Below are 19,871 nucleotides of genomic sequence, written 5' to 3'. Positions count from 1 at the left end.
ATGTATTGCTTTGTCGAATCTTATGGCTTGCGAGTATGTATGGTTTGATACTTTTCGAGAAAGTCTTTAATCGCTTTTCCGTCTATAAATTGTGGGTATATATCTTGTTGTGTGAGGCAAGGGTGAAGCTTTTTTCTAAGCTGCTGGTTATTCCTGCGGCAATTTCTTTTGTAGGTTCTTCTTCAGCGTTTGAATTGCCAGTTGAATCAAATTCTTCTAAAGGATTTGGAGTTAAATCAAATAGAGATTCAACTTTAATTGCCCAAGCAGGGAATCAAGATACAGCTGGTAAAATTAAAATAACTGTTACTGGTACTAAAACACCAAGAGCAACATCTGAATACCCAGGAAGTGTAACTGTTATAGAAGGAGAGGAAATAAATTCAAATCAGTCTCCTACTCTTAGAAATTTATTAGAGGATGTACCTGGTGTTAGTACTAAGAAGTTTACCCAAAGTGGAGTAAGGGGAATCACAGGCCAAGAAGACGTCAATATAAGGGGCATGAATGGCGATAGAGTCTTAATGCAAGTAGATGGGGTAAGACTTCCTACTTATTCTTATGGTAGTTATTGGACTTTTGGTAGAGGTAGCTATACAGACTTTAATACGCTCAAATCAGTTGAAGTTCTAAAGGGTCCAGCTTCAACACTTTATGGTAGTGATGCTCTTGGTGGTGCAATTTCATTTAGACAGCTAGCACCATCCGATCTCTTAAAAGAAGACGGCACATATACTGTTGAGTTGCCAACCTATTACGATGGAGCAAATGAAGGGTTAGGAGGAGCGATAAAAATTGCGGCTCCATTGTCTGATAACCTTTCAGGACTTTTTATTGTTAGCGCGGAAAAAGGTGGTGATTTTGTAGCAAATGCTGATGATAAATACATAAACGGAGGAGAGAGTTCAGGTAAAACATTATTTTCTAATCTAGAGTTCAATATTGATGATTATTCAAAAGCAAATTTTATAGCTGAAAGTATAAATAAATCAACTGATGAAGATCCAGTCAAGCCAGACAACTTGCCAAGCGGTTATAGCTCTTTAGACTCTGAAAGTGAAACACAAACAAATAGATATTCAATATCATATGTTTATGAAAATCCATCTAACGGTAAGTCGGTACAGTACTCGAAAGTCAAAGCTTATTTTCAAGATATAGAAGCAGATCAAAAATTTAGTCGTAATGCGATTGTTTATGGCAGGCCATCAAATCAAAATAGAGATCAACCTTTTGAGCATTCATCTTATGGAGCAGAATTACTGTTGAGGAGTGATAAAAATGTGGGTAATGTTCTTCACCAGATTTCATATGGCTTTGATTTCTCAGAAAGTGAAAATGAGAGAGAAAGAAAGGAAACTAACAACTTAACTGGAGTAACAGTAAGCAAAAAAGAGACACCTGATTCAACAATCAAAAGAACTGGTGTTTACATACAAGATGAAATTGCTCTAAATGATAAGTTAGATATTATTGCTGGTATTAGATATGATAATTTTGATTTAGAGGTCGAATCTGATGCAGCATATTTAGGTAATGGTGTAGGTGTTTTAGAGCCAGTTGGCTATAATGAAAGTGCTATTAGCCCAAAATTGTCGGCAATATATAAGGTTAATCCTGAACTATCTTTGTATGGTCTATACGCAAGAGGTTTTAGAGCACCTAATTATGTTGATATGAATAGTAGTTTTACTAATGTCCAAAGGAGATATACAACTTATTCTAATCCCGATTTAAAACCTGAGACAAGTGATACATTTGAAGTTGGATTAAGAAAATTTACTGATAAATTTGATTGGAATATTTCAGGATTTTTTAGTAAATATGATGATTACATTGAACAACATAGTTATATAGGTAGATCAGCAAGTGGATTCACCGAATATAAGTCAATGAATAAAGATGAGATAGATATTTACGGAACAGAAATCGAGGCTGAATATAGATTTAATCCTGATTCAACTGGCATAAGCTTGATAGCATCCTTGGGCTACCAGCATGGAGAAAATACAAAAACAGATACAGCTCTAGAGTCAATAGAACCACTTAAAGCAATAGCTATTATTAGATATAAAACCTCTGATAATAAGATCACAGTTGATTTGAAAAACACTCATGTAGGAGGACCGAGAGTGGAAAGTGGAACGACTACATATGTACCTGATTCTTATAATAAGGTTGATTTGGTTGGTAGTCTAAAACAATCAGAAAGATTAGAAGTTGATTTAGGAGTTTATAATTTGTTTGATGAAAGATATTACTATTACTCCGATGTTAAAGGCTTGTCTAAGACAGCTGCAAATTTAGAGGGATATTCTCAACCCTCTAGGCACATTAAGGCTGGGTTTAATTTCAAATTTTAAAACAAACTATATATAAATATTAATTTAGACCGCAATGTTGACCCTTAATAAGTTTATTTTAAGCTTTTTTATTCTAATTAGTGCAAAAATATCGTTTGCAAATTCTATCTATGCTTCAGATGCTCATTCTGAAATAAAAATAGAAAAAAATATCATAAATAAAAAAATAGTTACACTAACTTCTTTGACTGCAGATATCGTATCTAAGTTAAATAATTCCTATCTTATAGGGATTCCGGGAAGTCGTTTGACACGTAAAAATAAAGATCTACTAAATAAACAAATAGTTAGTCAAGGAAGAACCCCCCCGAAATTGGAAAAAATAATTTCCTTAAACCCTGATTTAGTTATAGGTTCAGCTTCGTTTCATAAAAAACAACTTAAAAAGCTTTCATCATTTGGAATTCGATCAGAAGGAGTTGAAGTTAGAAACTGGTTTGATCTTATTGATTTAATAAATAAGCTATCTGCTCTAACCAATGGTGATAGTTCTTCCGTTTTAGGTTATCTGGATAATTGTAATTTAAAAAATAATAAAAATAATAATAAAGTATTGATATTAGCCAGTGCTAAGCCATTATTAGCACCAAATTCTGAAAGTTGGGCAGGTAGTTTATTAGATAGATTTGGTATAAACAACTCCACTAAAATGTTGGAGTCGAAAAGCCAATTTAAAGGATATGTAAATCTGTCTCCAGAATGGTTGATTTCCAACCAACCTGAAAAGATAATTGTTGTTAAAACTGGACCTAACTCTCTTCAATCGTTTATAGAATTACCATATTGGAGTAAATTAACTGCTGTAAAAGAAAACAATGTTCTTAATATGGATTATTATGGTTTGATAAATCCAGGAAGCTTAGATAGTATTAATAAAACTTGTTTGAATCTTTCAAAGATTAATAATTAAAATTTACTTGGTTTTTTATTCCATTTTAATTACTCAGTCTTCTCTCGATGAGTAACCCCGTTAATTTTCTAATTAAAGTACTAAATAGACATAATGAATTGAAAAGACGCTTTTTCCTCTTACAATTAAATTGATGTTCTACAAAGATCATAAATAATGAGTCTAGATATCACAGTGGAAGAGGCCAAGAAAGCTCAAAAAGATGCTGAATGGGCTTATAACAATGCAATGGAAAAGTTCTATTACTCAATGTTGGAAGTTGTTTTCCTAAGAATTAAAAGTCATTTAAGTGCAGAGGGTTTAAAAAAGGTTTTAGAAATGGACGAAAAAAGAAATCAAAACGAAAACTTGGGTGTTGAATTTAGTCAAAAGACTTGGCAAATATTAGCAGAATCTTGGGTAGGAGCAGAAGGCCTGGCTATGACAAAAATTGCTGATCTTTATGGACTTAGTATTTCTGACTTAGATATATCCAAGATTGAAAAATATACAAATAATCAAAGGACTCCAATATGTGACTCAACTAATTAAATATTTGGACTATGTGAATTAACGGGTGTGGAGTTTATTGGAAAAAATAATCACAAGACAAAATTGCCTACCGTTTCTATATCCTTTTTATTCGATATGTTCATAAAAGAACAATCCAAGTATTGCAGGACTTGCGAATGCATAAGTAATTGCATTTTACATTAGTTTCCACTTTTATAGTTTTTTTCATTTGGGTCTATTCCACTTTCACCGAAGCTATAAGAGGGAGAAGTATCTTGGTTCTTAATTTTTACACCAACAATTTTCTCTTTGGAGATCGATTTTAATTCATGACCGGAAAATTGATAACCAAATTCCGAGGCTATTTTTGCAATTTCATTTGCGGTAGCTGCAACACTTATGGCGTTTAGTAACTCTTGATTTTTTTGCAGCTCTGATAGAAAAGCTATTAGTTGATCTTTTGCCATGCACTCATTTTGGAAGAAGTTTGTTGGAGCCTTTAAGAAACTAGGCTGGAGTTTTTTAGCCATTTTGCAACTGATACACAAACAGAAAAATTCATAAGCATCATTCCAAGTGCTCCCAACATTTTATAGTTAGGGTTCTTATTCATCAGAGAAAAAATTTTGTATAAAAAACCTTCTTGTGTGTTTTTCGTTTCAAACCCAATGTTTTTTTCTGATTGAGTTACTACTTCAGAGTTGATTTCAGTCACGCTATAAACGAGAAATTTTGATTCGTAAAAGCATAAAGAGTAATTTGCTTTAATGGCTGATTATTTATACAAATCAGAGTAATGAGTGGATTTGCAAAAGATTATTCAAATTGTTGAAGTAAGTTCTAATACTTTTTAGTAGATAAAAAACTAAGGTTAGTGCAAATTTTTACTGGGTTGTGTGCGTTATTGGCTAACCCTTTTACATGTGCTTAGTTAGTATTTTTTTTTGATTTGTCCGGTTCTCATCGTGTTTCAACTGTCAAAACTTCAAATTATCGAGCAAATTATTGAAGAGTGGATTTATTGCTATCCAAGCAGAACCCTTTCAGAAGAAAAGATTGAAATCCTAAAAGAACAGCATTATCAAAACCTAAGAGATGATATGAGAGGCGTTGTAAGTGGAATAGTTTCTGCACCATCATGGATTTGTCGGGAGATTGACTTGGAAGAAGGGGCGAATTGGTTCTTAGTTGTAGCAACTTGCTTGGATTTAATCCACTCCAATAAAGATGGGAAAATAATCACTAAATATACTGATCATTTTTATAACAACCTTGGCTAATCAATAATTGTCTAGTTATTTAGTCCCTAACTAACTAAGGGCTGATATTAATAACAAGATTGATAGGTTTTTAACTTAACTTTTTACCTCCTATACCTATCGCTAACTTTTAGAAAACTGGGATATATGTATTTTTTGATTTTTTATACATCAACGGATCGTCCTTTTTAGCTATAAATGATTTTTATTTAAACCAATGTGGTCTAACATTCGCCTTTCTATTTATGGCATAACTGCACTAGCTGGATTGATTTGGCCTTTTTATTTCATAGCGAAATTTGTCGCTCAGGTTCAAAGTGGTTCTGTGGGAGGCTCAATTATTGAAATAGTTAATACTTTTATTGATGGAGCTTGGGCAACACCAACATCTGGTTTTGTTTCTGCAGACACAGCAGTTTTATTAATTGGAGTATTTGCTTTTTATGCAGCCGAGGGTAAAAGACTGCAAATGAAATTGTGGGGTATTTACTTCCCTCTTACTTTTCTCATTTCATTAGCTTTCTCATTTGGTGCTTTTATGTTTATGAGAGAAAGAACAATCAATGGAGAATAAAATAATAAGCAGTTAATCTTAAAAGGTTTTATATTTTAATAGTAAAATACTAATGGTTTATTCTTGTAGAAAAAAGACGTTTTGAGGCCTGAGAAGAATAGATAAAAACAATTGTCAATAATAGCCATATTCCTCCTGTTAAAAAGAAAATTGGAGCATCATTAAATATCCTTATTGAAAAAACATTTTTTGTTATTGGTATTAGACCTGTAGAGACAAAGACAAAACCTGAAAGATATGCAACTATAGATTTAGTCATGATTTAATCAGAAATATTTGTAGTAACTTCCCTTTCTTGTAGAGTAGCGTCACTTACCTTCATAATTCTTTCCGTAGATACATTATTTGATGTCGTTTCTAGATTCATAACCTCATTTTCTTTAGAAGAAGAAGTATCATTTGAATCTTTTTTTATATTTTTAATTCCAAAATCATCCTTTCCAATTGCAAAGAATGCTATACCTAAGATAAAAAATGCTGAGATAGCTATTAAAGGAAACATGTTATTTATAAGTTATAACTGTATATATATATTATTTTTTTGTTATTTTTGTTCTGAGGATTTAAATATTAATATTTATGTTCTTTTGAATAATATATTTGTTAATTTACATGCAATTTTAAGTTTAAACTATTCACAAAAAAGTATTAGATGATAAGAACTATTTGATTTTATAAGTATGTATCTTGTATAAATTTGACCTATGAGATTTTGCTGCAAATTGTTCGTCTTTTAGATTAAGGGAATGATTAGCTTTAATGTCATTACTTACGTACATGATTCTCTTCATAAGCAAGACCATTTTGTTTGGCATATCGATTTGCGAAACGCATAAATCTATTAAAATCTCTTTGTGATCTCCAGCAGTAAACAGCCTCTATAGCAGTATATTTCCCATTTTTTTTTGAAACAACGATATTTATTTCTCTAGTAGTTATTTTCCCTTCTTCGTCAATTAAATACAGTCCTTGTATTTCCTTGTAGCGATCTGATAATAATGCGTCAGGACTATTAAATCTGAAAAAAGCCTGTCCTGCTTCTCCATCTTTGCTTTTTGTAAGTCTTATCTCTGGAATAACTTTTTCGTCGACACCGTTAAAAAATTGTATTGCTACATCCTTCATCTAGTTTTTTGCATTTTTTTTACTTTAAATACCTTTTTAGAGACAACTTTCGAGTATGTCATTGCATACATCGATATGTAGTCGCTATTACTATCAGCAAATCTTCTAAGAGCTTTTATGAATTTAGTTAGTTGAATAAAATTAAGCATTTTAAAATTTCAATAAGATAATGATTACAATGTTTCTCAGGATAAATTCTATTGAGGTTCTGTACTAAATATGAATAAATATTTTGATCAGCCGGTTGTTATTCTTGGTGGTTTCTTGATTGATAGTAGTGCTTATAACGAAATGTCAGAATATATTAAAAGCAGAACAAATACCAAAGTAGTAATAGTTTCAGTAAATAAAATAGAGTGGCTTAGTACAAATTGGTCGTTTGGTTGGAAGATCATTCTTGATAAAGTTGATAAAATAGTGAATGAATTATCAGACGAATCGTCTACAAATAAAGTCACTTTGATAGGTCATAGTTCTGGAGGCATGATCCTAAGATTGTATTTATCAGATCTTATATTTAGTCGGAAGATATACAATGGTAAAGATTTTGCCAATTGCCTAATTACCCTAGGAAGTCCCAATCAAGCCAAAAGAGCCACTTATCTTCGTGATTTTGTAAGCTCCAAATTGCCAGGTAGTTTCTATAGTGCAGATGTTAGTTATATATCTGTTGCTGGTGAATTAGACTTGAACGGACCTATTGCGACAAGAACATCACTTAAATTAAGCAAGTCATCTTATAGAGCATTGAATGGGAATGGAGATGTTGTTGGAGATGGACTAGTTCCTAGAGATTCAGCATTACTAATTGGCTCAAAACAGATAGTAATGAAAGAAACAGCACATGGTAAAGCTTTTGGCAAAGATTGGTATGGATCTAAAAATAAAGTTGAAGAATGGTTGAATAAATCATCGAAATGAAATGGTAATAATTCTGAGAAATATAAATAGTTTGTTTGTAAAACTTGACTTAAGATAAATACTTGAAGATCATAAATACACTAGATGTGTAGCAATTAAGCAAACAAAGAGATAAAAGAAAAACTATATTAGTAATTTATTTTTTTGATATGGAATTAGATCCAATTACTAAATGGTTAGTAAGAATTTCTTCTTCAATCCTGATTTTTTTAGGATTAATACTTGTTGTTGTGGTACCACTTCTTGCCTTGAAGGCTAGCTCTGCAATTTCGTTAATACAAGAGACAATTCACAATGATTTTAAAGATATTCTTACTGGATTAATAGCGAAACTTTAAAATCTTAGATAAACAATGAAACAATAGATACATATCTGTACTTAATATCTTACTGTCAATACTTAAGAGAATAAGCTTATTGTTTGAACCTCTAAATTAGTTTTTGTAGTTTGTTAATAGGTGTTTTTAATTTAATGAGAAATAGAAAGAATATTGAAGATTTAATTAGCTGCTCTCTGACAGAGATTTTAACAAGATCATTAACCCTTGAGAGGAAAGACCAAATTGCAATTTCCCAAGAGTTTAAAGAATGGATTCATGGAGTAAGTAAAGAGGAAGATATTTGGGTTATAAATCATCCAATGAAATAATCCGTTGATTTAAATTTAATTATTTTATTTGATGTTTATTTGGTTGCTCTATTTTAATTGTGTATTTGATTTCTCATTATTTCCAATAAGTAAATAGATCATTGATTCCCACATAGTTTATAAGAAAATTTCAAGGAGTATATCTTATATTTCGACTTTAAATAAATTATTGGCTACAATTTATTCAGTGAAATTTTACCATAAGAGCATAAATTTATACTTTAAATTCTTTTTTTAGAATCATAAAGACCTACGACCCACCCCAGCATGTGATTTGTGGATTAATACCTGTAGTTAGTTTATCGGCCATACGTAATGCTAAAGCAATAATAGTTAGACCATGACCAATGCTTGGACAACTGGGAAAAATACTTGAATCAACAATATATAAATTTTCCATGTCATGACATTTTCCATTCAGATCTACAACTGAGGAATTTGGTGATATTCCCATTCGACAAGTACCACATGAATATCCAACAACACTAAGAGGTGCAGAACCTCTTGGATGAGTAGGAGTTCTTGTTACGACGGTTGTTCTTGAATCATTTTCGACTTTATTTAAAGTATCTAACCATCGATAAACAAGTCGATCATGTGCTTCAAGATTATTATGTATATAGTTAATTCTGATTTTATTGTCGTCAACCCAAACCCTATTCTCAGGGTCTGGCAATACTTCGGTCATCGCCCACCAAGAAATAGATCTAGAAGCTAGTCGCTTAAGGCCAAAATCTGGTATTACTTTTGTAATTAATGATAGGACCGGTGGGGATTCTGCAAACAAGGCATCTTTTAAAACTCCACCACCAGATTGAATATGACCTAGAGGAAAATTCACATTTTTATCTCCCCAATAATAGTCATTAATACCAAATGATCTATTAAAAAGGCCATCGTTTTGTTCATTAGCTCTTTGCAAAATACAAGTTAGCTGAAGATTCATCAAATTCCGGCCTACTTGACCTGAACTATTACTTAACCCATTGGGATGCTTTGCTGTTTTAGAGTTCATCATTATCACTGGTGTATTAATGGCACCAGCAGCCAAGACAACAATATCTGATGAAAACAACCAAATATCTTCTTCTAATTTTACCTCTACACCTTTTATTGCTCTACCACTTGGATTGACATGTAGTTTTAGGACATTGGCATTAGTTTTTACATCTAGTCGGTTCTTATCGGAAGCATATAAACCAAATAATTGAGCATCTCCTCTAGAGAAAAAAGAGCAATTTTCAAAATTATCATTGTCTTCTTTTATTGAGTCAGGCCAGCTTATTGGCAAGTCATAAGGTTGGCATCCATTTCTAATAAGTGACTCTCTAATTAACTCTAAAAAATTTTCTAATTTTCTTGGAGCATTGTTATATTTACTTTTACGAGGAGGGTCTGTAGGGTCTTTACCTCCTTGTCCATGAACATTAAACAGCTTCTCTGCATACTCGTAATATGGTTCAAGCTCCTCATAACGAAAAGGCCAAGAGGGAGATATTCCCTCTTGCAGAGGTGATGAAATAAAATCTTTTTCTCTCATTCGTTGCAAAACAGCACCCCAGATTTTTGTATTACCACCAAGTGCATAGGCTGTTTGAGGAGCGAAAGGATCTCCATCTGGACCAAACCACTTTTCTCCTGAAGGGTGATATTTTGTTTTTCTGAATAAATCAGTACCTTTTATATTTTGATCTTCAAGAGGTAATTGACCTCCACGTTCAAGTAGTAGTACCCATTTGCCTTGTCTACTCAACTCACTTGCAAGAGTAGAACCGCCTGCTCCACTTCCAACTATTATGCAGTCATAATGATGATCATCTATAAACATTATTTTCTATCTTTATTTGGAATGTCCATAATTAAATAAATACTATTGCCACACATAAATTAAGACAAATAAGATAATCCAAATCACATCTACAAAATGCCAAAAAAGACTTACTGATTCAACACCCATTTCACCACTGTCATAATTACCTGGTATAAATGAACGTATTAACATTAAACCCATTAGCAATATTCCACTTATTACATGTATGCCATGAAAACCAGTTAGTAAGTAAAATAAACTCCCAAAAACACCACTGCTTAAACTGAACGTTAATTGAGACCATTCAATATATTGACCATATACAAAATATGCTCCCATCAGCATTGTTAGGAGCCAAATAATTCTAAATCCCCAATAATTTTTTTTATGTAAAAATCTTTCAGCAAAATAAATAACAAAACTCGAACCAACTAAAATCACTGTGTTAATTAAAGGTTCCCTTACAGCTATACCAGTTACACCATCAGGATACCAAGTTGGAGCTGTTATTTTTAAGACACCGTATCCAACAAAAAAAGCAAAGAAAATAATACTTTCAGAACATAAAAAAATAATAAAACCTGTTAAATTGTGTCCGTCATGTTTTACATGACCAGGGGTATGAAGTAGTGCTTCCGATTCTGTTGAAGTCATTTAGTTTTCATCTGAGGCTTTTTTAACATAAAATTCTTCATCAACAACAAAGGGTTTGTTCAAGCCATAACAATAAGGCTCATTAAGAACAGTTGGAATATCTTCTTCAAAGTTTTCATGAGCAGGTGGTGATGGTAATAACCATTCGAGTCCAATGGCATTCCATGGATTTGGAGGTGATTTTTTCCCTCTAGACCATGAACTAACCATATTTAAAATAAAGGGAATAGATGCTACTCCAAGCATAAACGCTCCAATACTCGCTATGACATTCCAAATGGCAAACTCTGGATCATAAGAAGCAACCCTCCTTGGCATACCTAATAAGCCAGCCCAATGCAACGGCAACCAATTTAATGTTGCTCCTATAAAGGTTAAAGTAAAATGAACTTTACCTAATCCTTCATAAAACATACGACCGGTGAATTTTGGAAACCAATGATATATTCCCGCAAAAATCCCAAAAGCTATTGTATTGAAAATGATGTAATGAAAATGGGCAACAACAAAGTATGTGTTACCTACATGAATATCAATTGGGACTGTGGCAAGCATTACACCAGTAATGCCTCCAAAAATAAAATTAAAGAGTCCCCCGAGGCAAAACAACATAGGTGTATTCAATCTTAAATTTCCACCCCAAAGAGTTGCTATCCATGCAAAGACCTTAACTCCAGTGGGAACGGCAATTAACATTGTTGTAAACATAAAAAGATTTCTCATCCACATCGGTGTACCTGTGTAAAACATATGATGAACCCAAACGACTAGAGACAATATTGTTATGCCAAAGGAAGCAATGGCTACGAATTTATAGCCAAATAATGGTTTGCGAGAATAAACAGGGAATAATTCTGAAAATATTCCAAACACAGGCAAAACCATTACATACACTGCTGGATGTGAATAGAACCAAAAAAAGTGTTGAAATAAAACGGGATCCCCTCCTCTTTCAGGATTAAAAAAGCTTGTTCCAAAATTTAGATCAAAGAAGAGCATTATCGCTGCGCCTGTGAGTGCTGGTAGTCCGAGTAGTTGAAGAATTTGTGCAGCTAAAACAGTCCAAATAAAAATAGGCATTTTAAAAAATCCCATACCTGGAGCACGCATTTGAATTATCGTAGTTACGAAATTAATTGCCCCCATGATTGATGAGACACCTGATAGTCCAATAGCTACTATCCACAACATTTGCCCATTAAGAAAATGACCTAGTGGATTTTGAATACTTACAGGGGGATATGACCACCAACCAGAAGAAGCTGGTCCTCCTGGAACAAAAAAGCTTGCAAGTAATACAATTGAAAAGACTGGTACTAACCAAAAGGCAAGGGCATTTAATTTTGGGAATGCCATATCTGGTGCTCCAATCATTGGTGGAACAAGTAGATTAGTTAGTCCACTCAGTACTGGAAACAAGAACAGAAAGAGCATTACCGTTCCATGCATTGTGTAAAGACCGTTATAAACACTTGGATCAAAAAGATCTGATGGTGGTGTTATCAACTCACCTCTTATCAACATTCCAAGTAACCCACCCAATAACAAGAAGAAAAGAGCCGTTACTATGTATTGAATCCCTATAACCTTTGCATCAGTATTAAAACCAAAAAATCTTCTCCAATTGTTCGGAGCTCCAGGTACTGGATGGCTTGCTTTTAGAACACGTTCGTCGTAATTAGTTATTGTCATAAATCGAATCTATCCTTCATGTGGTTGCTGATAATCTCCAGGCTCATTAACCATTGGGGAGGATTTTGGAGGTACGGTTGCCCAGCCCCTATCACCTTTTTCTAATCGTTTTTTATAAAGAATGCCAGCTTGATTTAAACCGCTAACTGGTACTTTTTTTACAGTTTTGTTGATCCAATTCTGGTAAGAATCTTTTGATTCAACAATTACATTAGTTTGATTTTCAGAAAAATATGTTCCGCTGAACATCGAATCTCTAAGACGATAAACACCAGCTCTTGTTGGCGTAAGGCTATATTCGATAATACTTCCTGGAATAATATCCTGTTTTAAACGAAAAGCAGGAATATAGAAACCATGTAAGACATCCTTAGAAATCAATCTAAAGTTAATCTTATTATTGATTGGTAAATGTAACTCAGAACTAGAGAACCCTTCAGGATAGACAAACTCCCAGTTCCATTGTCTTGCTATTACATCAATTGGAGCATCAGAAATCTTTTCTCCAAGTTCGGAATTTTGAATTAAATCCTTTTGTGGATCATATTTATATTTTGATCCTAAATTCTTAAGAGTGCTATTAATATTTGTTGAATAAATCGCTATTGCAATGACAAGTAAAAGGGGGATTACAGTCCAAACAATTTCTAAATTTGTATTACCCTCTATTGGCTCTCCAAAACTTTCATCATACTTTGGTGCTCTATTAAATATTAATACCCATACAATTACACCTGAACAACCAAGAAAAATAAAAGTTCCAATGCCTGTTTCAAAAGCAAATAGATTATCAACATACGGGGCTGCTGCTGATGCCTGTACTGGAAGCCAAGAGTATGACCAACTAGCCATTAATTTACTAAGAAGTAAATCAATAAATATTGCTAACGATACACCTAATATAGAGATTAACTTTTGATTAATAATTCTTTTTAGATTTGATTTCATTATAAAATGCTTGCAAGATCACTTCCTTTAACTAAAAGTTGATCTGCTGTAATATGAACACCAAAATCACTTGCTAACCAAGCTCCTAGACTTCCATGTAATCCCATAATTAGTAGAATAATAGTACCTGAAAATAAATACGCCCATGATACTTGTCTACCAAAATCTTTTCTAAAAACAAATCTTTGATAACCTCTCCAAATTGTCATTGTAATTAAAATAAATAATATTAAAACTCCTCCTACACCATGCCAAAGCATTGTTGTTATGGCTCCTTGGCCAATAATACTTTTTACACCTCCTATTGGAACAGCTAAAAGCATTTCAAAGAAGCCTGTAGCAACTGTGAAAAATGTGATAAACGAGGCTGCAAGAATGTTATACCAACCAACATCATGAAATCCAACCCTGGTTACTGGAAAAGCTAAAAATCTAAGTATTCTCTTTTCAAAAGGATAAAGTGCTCCTGCAAAATCAAAAGCTATTGCGATAGCAAATAGTCCAATAGTCAAGTGAACGAGATTGGGGTGAATGGGTATGTTATAAGGAAGATCGTTGGGACCTAAATAGCTTTTAATTTCTGAAATCGGAGATGAGATATCAGATAAAATATAATAATAGTTATAAAGTATATTATCGAATAACATTATATTACCCCATCTCTAATTGCATTAACTACTGGAACAGTATGCAATCCATAAATCCAAACAAGTTTATCACCTAAATAAACTTGAGTAAATACAAGAAAAGCTAGCATTAAGTCAACAAATAAAAAACCTATAGATAGATTATTAGGATTATTTTGACGTGAGACATAACGCCAACCAGTTATTATTGAAAGAATCGCTGCTAATGACCAACCAATAGTACTGTGATAGTTTAAAATATCCCTTGAAGAGCCATAAGGATTAGCCAAGCCTGCTTCAATTTGACCGAAAATAATGGCAATAAAAATTGCAATAGTAGCAACTATTAAGTTAAGAAAACTAACCTCAAAAAGATTAGATCTTTTCGTGATAATACCAATAATATCAAATACTACTGCTATTAAAGTCATAGCAATGACAAAATGAACAACTATAGGATGTATAACATCGATCCAAGGAAGGTTTTTTTCATTAAGTGCTGGCAGTAGACTCATCACTACTAGACCTAGCTGTAGATACATATCATGTCAATGGATTAAAAAAGGTCAATGTCTTAAATAAGATCCGGCTGCTTTTATAGTAATAAAGATTACTTTGAATTTTCTTATTAAATTCTTAAATAAATAATTAGGATTGAGGGTAAAGTCTGGCTATTTTTTCTTTTTGCTCCTTTATCTTTTTATCTGTTGGTGCCAGAGATTTATTTGAATACATCTCTCGAATCGAGATATAGCCTACATAGAACATCATGAGGGAGAAAATGATACCTGTTAATATGATGAGGATGCCTAATACACTTTGCGGGGCTATAAATTCTAATCCCAAAGTTTCCGCTAAATACATCAAATAAATAGTAACCTATAAAAATATTATAAAAATAATCAGAAAAGAAAATAATAAAAGATTCACTTAGGTATTAAATTTAATACATAATACTTTCCTCTCCTTTGAATTAGGTGATTGCACTCTGTTAACAATTCCTTTAATGATGACAACATGAAGGATTGACTTTGTTGATTTATGAAAAAGAAAAAAATCAAAAATACCTCATCAAAGGTAAAAATAGAAGCTGATTTCCATGATATTGACAGACAGCTTCTAGTAGGGTTCGAATGCAACCAATATGATATTCATAATAAAAAATTTCTTTCAATGATAAGAGAGCAAACTACTTCAGCCTTCGATAATAAGAAATATTGGAATGCCAACTATTAAAGTAAAGAAGTTTTCAATTATTTATCAAAACATAACTATTCAGATACAAAACCTTATTGTATCGACCTTTTTTAATATTAGATGTGCTAATTAAACGAGAATAATTCTCTAGAAATATCAATACATGTATCAATTTTTGTTTGATTTTATATAAAAATATATAGACAAAAGTCTGATCAAGGTAATGATAGTAGAAATTCATCTTTAGATAAACAAGTGTATTTTGAAACTGATGATCTTGATCGCTTGCCATGTAATGGAACAGATTTTCAAACAAATCTAGAATATAGAAAATTTGTTATTAATCATTTAAATCAATCTTTTTTTATTTCTTCTCCTTTCGGCAGATTTGTTTCATATATAAAGGCATTTTTAAATAAATATGTAGAACTGAAGAATTAGAGTTTAATTTAAAGGCATGTATAAATATAACATCTTCGATGTATTAATTGTTCATGCAAGTTTTTCTAGTAAGGCATATAGTTTTATTAAAAAAAGAGCATGAATGAATTAATAGCTCCATTATTAATTGACAAATATATAAATATTGGTGAGTTTCGATTATTTTTTAAAGGTATTTGGACAGGGGTCTTGATTTCTTTGATTGTCTATTATTTGTCAAATCACTAATAATTTAAAATCAAATCTAATTTAGAATGGCTTTAGTACGCCTTTCCCTTCGTCATCTTTCTCATCTTCTCTTTTAGAATCAGTTGGTTCATATTCGAATTTCCCAAAAAAGCCTGACATAAGCCAAATAATTGAAGTTCCTACCGCAATTATTAAACTCCCAAGCCCTAATATGAATAGTCCTTTAAATAATAAAATCGTCCCTGTTGTTAAAAGTGCAAGCGTAAAATTAAATAAAATTTGTGGATTCATTAAACTTATTTTTTGGTATACACTGTAGTTTATAAACTTATTAAGCAATTCATATCTATTATTAGATTTATAGTATTTTATGTTGAATTGTTTTATTTAATTAGAATATACATATCAAATTTTACCTTTAGATTAACTAATCTAAATCTAGATTTGATAAACTAATGATTTGCCCCTTGAAGGATTAATTTATCTGAAATATATTTTTGTAATGAAGTCAAATCAAGATAGGTATTTTAATTGTTTGGAACATTGTCACAACCATGAGCAATTTGAGACTCCTAAAAGAATTTGTTTGGCAGCCTTAACAGATGATCCCTATGATAATCCAAAAGTAAGTATTGATCAGAACTGATTTTCTATGATTAATTGTATGACCTTTAATATTAAAAAATTAATAGAAGATTATTTTGGAGCAGAAAACTCTCCGAGAAAGAATTTGATTTACTTGAGAGAGAACATTTAAAACCATCACGATTATTAGCGAAACATCATTTCCGTCAATTGTATATTGGAATATATAGTGCTAGTTACTTGATAAGGGATATTTTTTTCTTGCTTTCAATGCCTCAATCCTTGATAGGATTGCACATGTTTAGACAGGTAAACCTATATCTTTCAAAATAGTTGATGCTTTCTATAAATATGTGCTTCATAGGCTAAAGCTCTAATAAGATGAATTCAATATACTTTCTTACGGTGACTATAAATACTTGAAAATCAGATAATAATTTTCAGTCATTTGGTTTTGATACCAGAAGTGTCATGTCTGATGATTTTAGCTTTGCCTTTGATTCCTCTAAAAAAAATTCATTTATTTCACTTTCTTCTTCTTTGCTGATAAGGCAGTTTTCTCTTATTTGATTGACTAATGACTTGTATATTTCATTCGAAAATAACTCTTCACTGTTAAAACCTATATATTTAAAGTATGAATATTTTAGAGTCTTCTCATTGTCTAATCCCTCAAAAAAATTATCGGCTTTAGCACTGCAAAATCTTTCCGCATATTTGTTAGCAATTTTTATTTGAGAGTCATTTAGTATGGATTCATTTTCAGAAGCATGAACTTTGAATGAATGTGCAATGAATATAAATAAAAATACTAAGGCACAACAAAACAAACTTTTCATACTTAACTTATGCCAATTTTGATGGGACATTGATTAGACTTTCATCGTTGACTAAAACCACTGTTTATTTATTTGGACGAGCTGTGATGATTTTGATTTAAGCAATAACACCTTTCTTAAAATTTTACCCAAATTTGTTGATCGTTGATTTAGCCAATTAATTAGAACTAGTTCGTTGGTTAAATACCGTACCCTATCATTTATATAAAGTTTTTTCCTCTACCTTTTATGGATAAATAAGAGAGTTGACTCAGCGGGATCTTATAAGTATTAACTTGCAGTTTTAGCTTTATTTCTTGTCAGACTCGCAGTTGTTTTTGTAGCACCTGCTCTTCTTCGTTTCTTCTTTGAGCTTCTATTTTTGCTATTTGCTTTGCTGGAGAATTATATTCAGTTACCTTAGTCATAAGATCGAGTGTGGTATGAGCGATGATCTCTGGGTAAATAGAAGGCGAATGTAGTGTACAGGTCATCCCTTCGAATGGTATTGCCCACTAAATATGGTGCTATTCATCCTTAATGGAAGCGGAATTTACACTTATTCGCAAAAGTTATAATTTAATTAAGTCATTTATCGAATATGTAGAAAATATATGGAAGATTTATTTCAGAGAAAACGGCTGATCTATGTGCCAAAAGCAATACGAATGCAGCATAAATAAAGATGAATCGATGATGAATAATGTCTATGATCTTTTTATTGATAAATTTCTAATGTCTTCTCCATTATTTGCAATCCCTCTCAATATGTCTATGGGTACATGGATTGTGACGATAATTGCGGGGGTAGGTTTTGTTTTAATGTTTGGTCTTGCCTCAGCAGGTGGAGACTATCAAGGTTTGATAAATACAACTCTAGAAAATGATGCGGTTGCCCGAGAAAAGAGAAAGAAAATAGCTGATTAAAATTTAGGGTCTGTGGATGTGAGACGATCATGAGGTGGTAATTACCCCGATTTTAACTCCCCCAAAGACAACTCTCGCAAAATTCCCGAAAGAGTTTTTCGATACTAAATTATTTAACTTGATTTAACGTATTTTGGAAAAACCAATTATGATATGACTAAAAATTTGTTCAAAGTGAAAAAGTTTGTTTCATTAGTTTTGGCTTTTTCAGTAATTGGAAGTCCATCTCTAGCTTGGGGTTGGGGAGGAGAAGGTGGTTGTTCCTATTCAAAAGATAAGGAAAAAAATGAAATTAAAACTGACCAAGTTAAAGAAACTGATGCATAAATTGGAGACAGGTAAATCAGCTATAACACAAAAGTCTAAAAAAAATAGTGAACATAATAGACATAAGTAATTAAAGAAATTTGTAAAGTTGTCCGAAATTGTTTCATTTTCATGAAATTTTTCGAAAAATTTGTGATTATGAAACTTATGAAGTAGCTACTTGGGTAGCAGCAAATTTTGCCACTAGTAATTAGAAGTATTAATGACTAATAAGAAGAAAACAAAAGAATTTTTTGCAGGTCGTGACAGACAAATAAAAAAGGATATGGGCTTTTGGATAAAGCATCGACCTTCCCGTTGGGGATATTTACTACCTGAAAGATTTGTAAAACCTTTAATGAAATTTATCAAGACAAAAGGTGCTATGAAATTTCTACTGATAGTTGCTTTTATTTTTAGCTTGATATTTGTTGGAGTTATTCCAACTTTAAGTTTTATATGGTCAAATATTTTCAGGTTATGGTTGATGTTCCTTGTTATTCCATTGTCTTATTGGATATTAGCTATTACTTCCGTCTATATTAGGGCTCTCTCTCAAGGAGTTTGTGAGCTTGTTAGGGCTGCCATGGTTTATTTGACTTGATTTGGGGTTTGTTATAAATTCAGTTCAGTAGAAAACAATGTCAAATATAGTCTTGTAAATGCATTTAAATAGTTGATCTATAAATTAATTACCTGTCTCTTTTTCTTATTTTAATAATACTGTAATGTTCGTATTTTTCCTTTGATGAGCTTGTGAAATGGGAATATAGTTGAATAAGCCCTCCTCTCTAATCCTTTTGTATAATTTACACATTTTCAAGAAGTAAGTAGTAAATGACCAATAAATCCAACTTCTGACAAAGCATTTGTATATTTACTTATCCTTTATGGTTTTAGTTTTGGCAAAATAAGTCAAATCGGGAAAGGGATAAAATTCTGTTCGATTTTTGTATTATTAATCCTATCAAGGAAAATATCACATAAAAAAGGTTTTTCTTTGATTGATTTAGTTGTTGTTATTGTTAGTATTTATTATCTCTAATTCGGAGCCTAAGCTGGCTTATTTAAACAGTCTTGCGAGACAAGCTATTGCAATTTCATAAGTTGAAGCCATATTAAAGCGGCATGATTTTTATGTAAAAATTTTAAGGCATTCAAATACTTGGGCTACAGATCGGATGTTTCTGGTTATTGAAAATTACTTTACTTAGGGTGGGTCTCCAATCAGATTTGGCTATGGGTAAAATTTGTAATTGGATGGAATTAGTTCTTGTGAATGGACAATATTTGTTAGGTTTTAACATTCATATATAAAATGAGAGCAAGTTCTTTTTGGGTTAATTATATTGGTACTACCTTTTCAATTCATTGCCTTGGGTTAT

27 protein-coding genes are annotated in these 19,871 nt (G+C 32.0%); 13 read left to right on the top strand and 14 right to left on the bottom strand.

Annotation, left to right across the window (positions count from 1 at the left end):
- The first annotated feature begins 122 nt into the window (after positions 1–122).
- From AC6EIZ_RS03300 to AC6EIZ_RS03290, 3 genes are all read left to right on the top strand, one after another.
- Positions 123–2,363 carry a TonB-dependent hemoglobin/transferrin/lactoferrin family receptor gene (locus AC6EIZ_RS03300; protein ID WP_498512349.1) on the top strand — a complete coding sequence of 747 codons (2,241 nt, stop codon included), beginning with the start codon at positions 123–125 and terminating at the stop codon, positions 2,361–2,363.
- Positions 2,364–2,397: 34 nt separating this feature from the next.
- Entirely contained in the window at positions 2,398–3,273 is an 876-nt protein-coding gene (locus AC6EIZ_RS03295) for an ABC transporter substrate-binding protein (RefSeq protein ID WP_498512347.1), read from the top strand.
- A 156-nt stretch (positions 3,274–3,429) separates the two neighbouring features.
- Entirely contained in the window at positions 3,430–3,804 is a 375-nt protein-coding gene (locus tag AC6EIZ_RS03290; RefSeq protein ID WP_498512345.1) for a hypothetical protein, read from the top strand.
- 161 nt (positions 3,805–3,965) lie between these two features.
- Here AC6EIZ_RS03290 and AC6EIZ_RS03285 read toward each other — a convergent pair whose 3' ends face one another.
- Positions 3,966–4,295: a Nif11-like leader peptide family natural product precursor gene (locus tag AC6EIZ_RS03285; protein WP_498512343.1), complete on the bottom strand. Its 330-nt coding sequence runs from the start codon at positions 4,293–4,295 to the stop codon at positions 3,966–3,968.
- The gene (locus AC6EIZ_RS03280; RefSeq protein ID WP_498512341.1) at positions 4,265–4,480 is read right to left on the bottom strand and encodes a hypothetical protein; all 216 of its coding nucleotides are present in this window, start codon (positions 4,478–4,480) and stop codon (positions 4,265–4,267) included. Before AC6EIZ_RS03280 ends, AC6EIZ_RS03285 begins: the two co-directional genes overlap by 31 nt.
- Positions 4,481–4,730: 250 nt before the next feature.
- Here AC6EIZ_RS03280 and AC6EIZ_RS03275 point away from each other — a divergent pair, with 250 nt between their 5' ends.
- A complete protein-coding gene (locus tag AC6EIZ_RS03275; protein WP_498512339.1) occupies positions 4,731–5,045 on the top strand; it encodes a hypothetical protein in 315 nt (104 codons plus the stop codon).
- A 196-nt stretch (positions 5,046–5,241) separates the two neighbouring features.
- On the top strand, positions 5,242–5,598 hold the full coding sequence (locus tag AC6EIZ_RS03270; RefSeq protein WP_498512337.1) for a DUF2834 domain-containing protein: 357 nt from the start codon (positions 5,242–5,244) through the stop codon (positions 5,596–5,598).
- Between the two features lie 49 nt (positions 5,599–5,647).
- Here the strand turns inward: AC6EIZ_RS03270 and AC6EIZ_RS03265 are convergent, their stop codons facing one another.
- The 3 genes from AC6EIZ_RS03265 to psb28 all read right to left on the bottom strand — a co-directional run bounded on the left by AC6EIZ_RS03265 (position 5,648) and on the right by psb28 (position 6,723).
- A complete protein-coding gene (locus AC6EIZ_RS03265; RefSeq protein ID WP_498512336.1) occupies positions 5,648–5,857 on the bottom strand; it encodes a hypothetical protein in 210 nt (69 codons plus the stop codon).
- 3 nt (positions 5,858–5,860) lie between these two features.
- Positions 5,861–6,100 carry a hypothetical protein gene (locus AC6EIZ_RS03260; protein WP_498512334.1) on the bottom strand — a complete coding sequence of 80 codons (240 nt, stop codon included), beginning with the start codon at positions 6,098–6,100 and terminating at the stop codon, positions 5,861–5,863.
- A gap of 263 nt (positions 6,101–6,363) precedes the next feature.
- The gene (gene psb28, locus AC6EIZ_RS03255) at positions 6,364–6,723 is read right to left on the bottom strand and encodes a photosystem II reaction center protein Psb28 (RefSeq protein WP_498512333.1); all 360 of its coding nucleotides are present in this window, start codon (positions 6,721–6,723) and stop codon (positions 6,364–6,366) included.
- A 219-nt stretch (positions 6,724–6,942) separates the two neighbouring features.
- On the opposite strand from psb28, the gene AC6EIZ_RS03250 reads away from it, so the two are divergent.
- From AC6EIZ_RS03250 to AC6EIZ_RS03240, 3 genes are all read left to right on the top strand, one after another.
- A complete protein-coding gene (locus AC6EIZ_RS03250; RefSeq protein ID WP_498512331.1) occupies positions 6,943–7,644 on the top strand; it encodes an esterase/lipase family protein in 702 nt (233 codons plus the stop codon).
- A 149-nt stretch (positions 7,645–7,793) separates the two neighbouring features.
- Positions 7,794–7,982 (top strand): hypothetical protein, encoded by a 189-nt coding sequence (locus AC6EIZ_RS03245; RefSeq protein ID WP_498512329.1) that lies wholly within the window; start codon positions 7,794–7,796, stop codon positions 7,980–7,982.
- Positions 7,983–8,116: 134 nt separating this feature from the next.
- Positions 8,117–8,293, top strand: a complete 177-nt coding sequence (locus AC6EIZ_RS03240; RefSeq protein WP_498512327.1) for a hypothetical protein — start codon at positions 8,117–8,119, stop codon at positions 8,291–8,293.
- Between the two features lie 250 nt (positions 8,294–8,543).
- Here the strand turns inward: AC6EIZ_RS03240 and AC6EIZ_RS03235 are convergent, their stop codons facing one another.
- Genes AC6EIZ_RS03235 through AC6EIZ_RS03210 form a run of 6 tightly spaced genes read right to left on the bottom strand, consistent with a single transcriptional unit; the run spans position 8,544 to position 14,538 of the window.
- Positions 8,544–10,121, bottom strand: coding sequence for a GMC oxidoreductase (locus AC6EIZ_RS03235; protein ID WP_498512325.1), 1,578 nt, complete (start codon positions 10,119–10,121; stop codon positions 8,544–8,546).
- A gap of 42 nt (positions 10,122–10,163) precedes the next feature.
- A complete protein-coding gene (locus AC6EIZ_RS03230; RefSeq protein ID WP_498512323.1) occupies positions 10,164–10,757 on the bottom strand; it encodes a cytochrome c oxidase subunit 3 in 594 nt (197 codons plus the stop codon).
- On the bottom strand, positions 10,758–12,449 hold the full coding sequence (locus AC6EIZ_RS03225; RefSeq protein WP_498512321.1) for a cytochrome c oxidase subunit I: 1,692 nt from the start codon (positions 12,447–12,449) through the stop codon (positions 10,758–10,760).
- A gap of 9 nt (positions 12,450–12,458) precedes the next feature.
- On the bottom strand, positions 12,459–13,397 hold the full coding sequence (locus tag AC6EIZ_RS03220) for a cytochrome c oxidase subunit II (protein ID WP_498512320.1): 939 nt from the start codon (positions 13,395–13,397) through the stop codon (positions 12,459–12,461).
- Positions 13,397–14,044, bottom strand: a complete 648-nt coding sequence (locus AC6EIZ_RS03215) for a DUF2231 domain-containing protein (RefSeq protein WP_498512318.1) — start codon at positions 14,042–14,044, stop codon at positions 13,397–13,399. Before AC6EIZ_RS03215 ends, AC6EIZ_RS03220 begins: the two co-directional genes overlap by 1 nt.
- Positions 14,044–14,538 carry a DUF2231 domain-containing protein gene (locus AC6EIZ_RS03210; RefSeq protein WP_498512317.1) on the bottom strand — a complete coding sequence of 165 codons (495 nt, stop codon included), beginning with the start codon at positions 14,536–14,538 and terminating at the stop codon, positions 14,044–14,046. Before AC6EIZ_RS03210 ends, AC6EIZ_RS03215 begins: the two co-directional genes overlap by 1 nt.
- Before the next feature lie 937 nt (positions 14,539–15,475).
- Between AC6EIZ_RS03210 and AC6EIZ_RS03205 the strand changes: the two genes are divergently transcribed.
- Entirely contained in the window at positions 15,476–15,661 is a 186-nt protein-coding gene (locus AC6EIZ_RS03205; RefSeq protein ID WP_498512315.1) for a hypothetical protein, read from the top strand.
- A 249-nt stretch (positions 15,662–15,910) separates the two neighbouring features.
- On the opposite strand, the gene AC6EIZ_RS03200 is transcribed toward AC6EIZ_RS03205, so the two are convergent.
- The gene (locus tag AC6EIZ_RS03200; RefSeq protein WP_498512313.1) at positions 15,911–16,141 is read right to left on the bottom strand and encodes a hypothetical protein; all 231 of its coding nucleotides are present in this window, start codon (positions 16,139–16,141) and stop codon (positions 15,911–15,913) included.
- Positions 16,142–16,352: 211 nt separating this feature from the next.
- On the opposite strand from AC6EIZ_RS03200, the gene AC6EIZ_RS03195 reads away from it, so the two are divergent.
- Positions 16,353–16,496, top strand: coding sequence for a hypothetical protein (locus AC6EIZ_RS03195; RefSeq protein WP_498512311.1), 144 nt, complete (start codon positions 16,353–16,355; stop codon positions 16,494–16,496).
- A gap of 379 nt (positions 16,497–16,875) precedes the next feature.
- On the opposite strand, the gene AC6EIZ_RS03190 is transcribed toward AC6EIZ_RS03195, so the two are convergent.
- Both AC6EIZ_RS03190 and AC6EIZ_RS03185 read right to left on the bottom strand, forming a co-directional pair.
- Positions 16,876–17,274, bottom strand: coding sequence for a hypothetical protein (locus AC6EIZ_RS03190; RefSeq protein WP_498512310.1), 399 nt, complete (start codon positions 17,272–17,274; stop codon positions 16,876–16,878).
- Positions 17,275–17,573: 299 nt separating this feature from the next.
- On the bottom strand, positions 17,574–17,747 hold the full coding sequence (locus AC6EIZ_RS03185) for a hypothetical protein (RefSeq protein ID WP_498512308.1): 174 nt from the start codon (positions 17,745–17,747) through the stop codon (positions 17,574–17,576).
- Positions 17,748–17,901: 154 nt separating this feature from the next.
- On the opposite strand from AC6EIZ_RS03185, the gene AC6EIZ_RS03180 reads away from it, so the two are divergent.
- The 3 genes from AC6EIZ_RS03180 (at position 17,902) to AC6EIZ_RS03170 (ending at position 19,090) form a co-directional block, all read left to right on the top strand.
- On the top strand, positions 17,902–18,180 hold the full coding sequence (locus tag AC6EIZ_RS03180; protein WP_498512307.1) for a hypothetical protein: 279 nt from the start codon (positions 17,902–17,904) through the stop codon (positions 18,178–18,180).
- Between the two features lie 174 nt (positions 18,181–18,354).
- On the top strand, positions 18,355–18,507 hold the full coding sequence (locus tag AC6EIZ_RS03175) for a hypothetical protein (RefSeq protein WP_498512305.1): 153 nt from the start codon (positions 18,355–18,357) through the stop codon (positions 18,505–18,507).
- A 202-nt stretch (positions 18,508–18,709) separates the two neighbouring features.
- Positions 18,710–19,090: a hypothetical protein gene (locus AC6EIZ_RS03170; RefSeq protein WP_498512304.1), complete on the top strand. Its 381-nt coding sequence runs from the start codon at positions 18,710–18,712 to the stop codon at positions 19,088–19,090.
- Positions 19,091–19,871: the final 781 nt, after the last annotated feature.

Source organism: Prochlorococcus sp. G4PB16, assembly GCF_059772465.1.
This window is presented reverse-complemented; position numbering and strand designations above follow the sequence as displayed.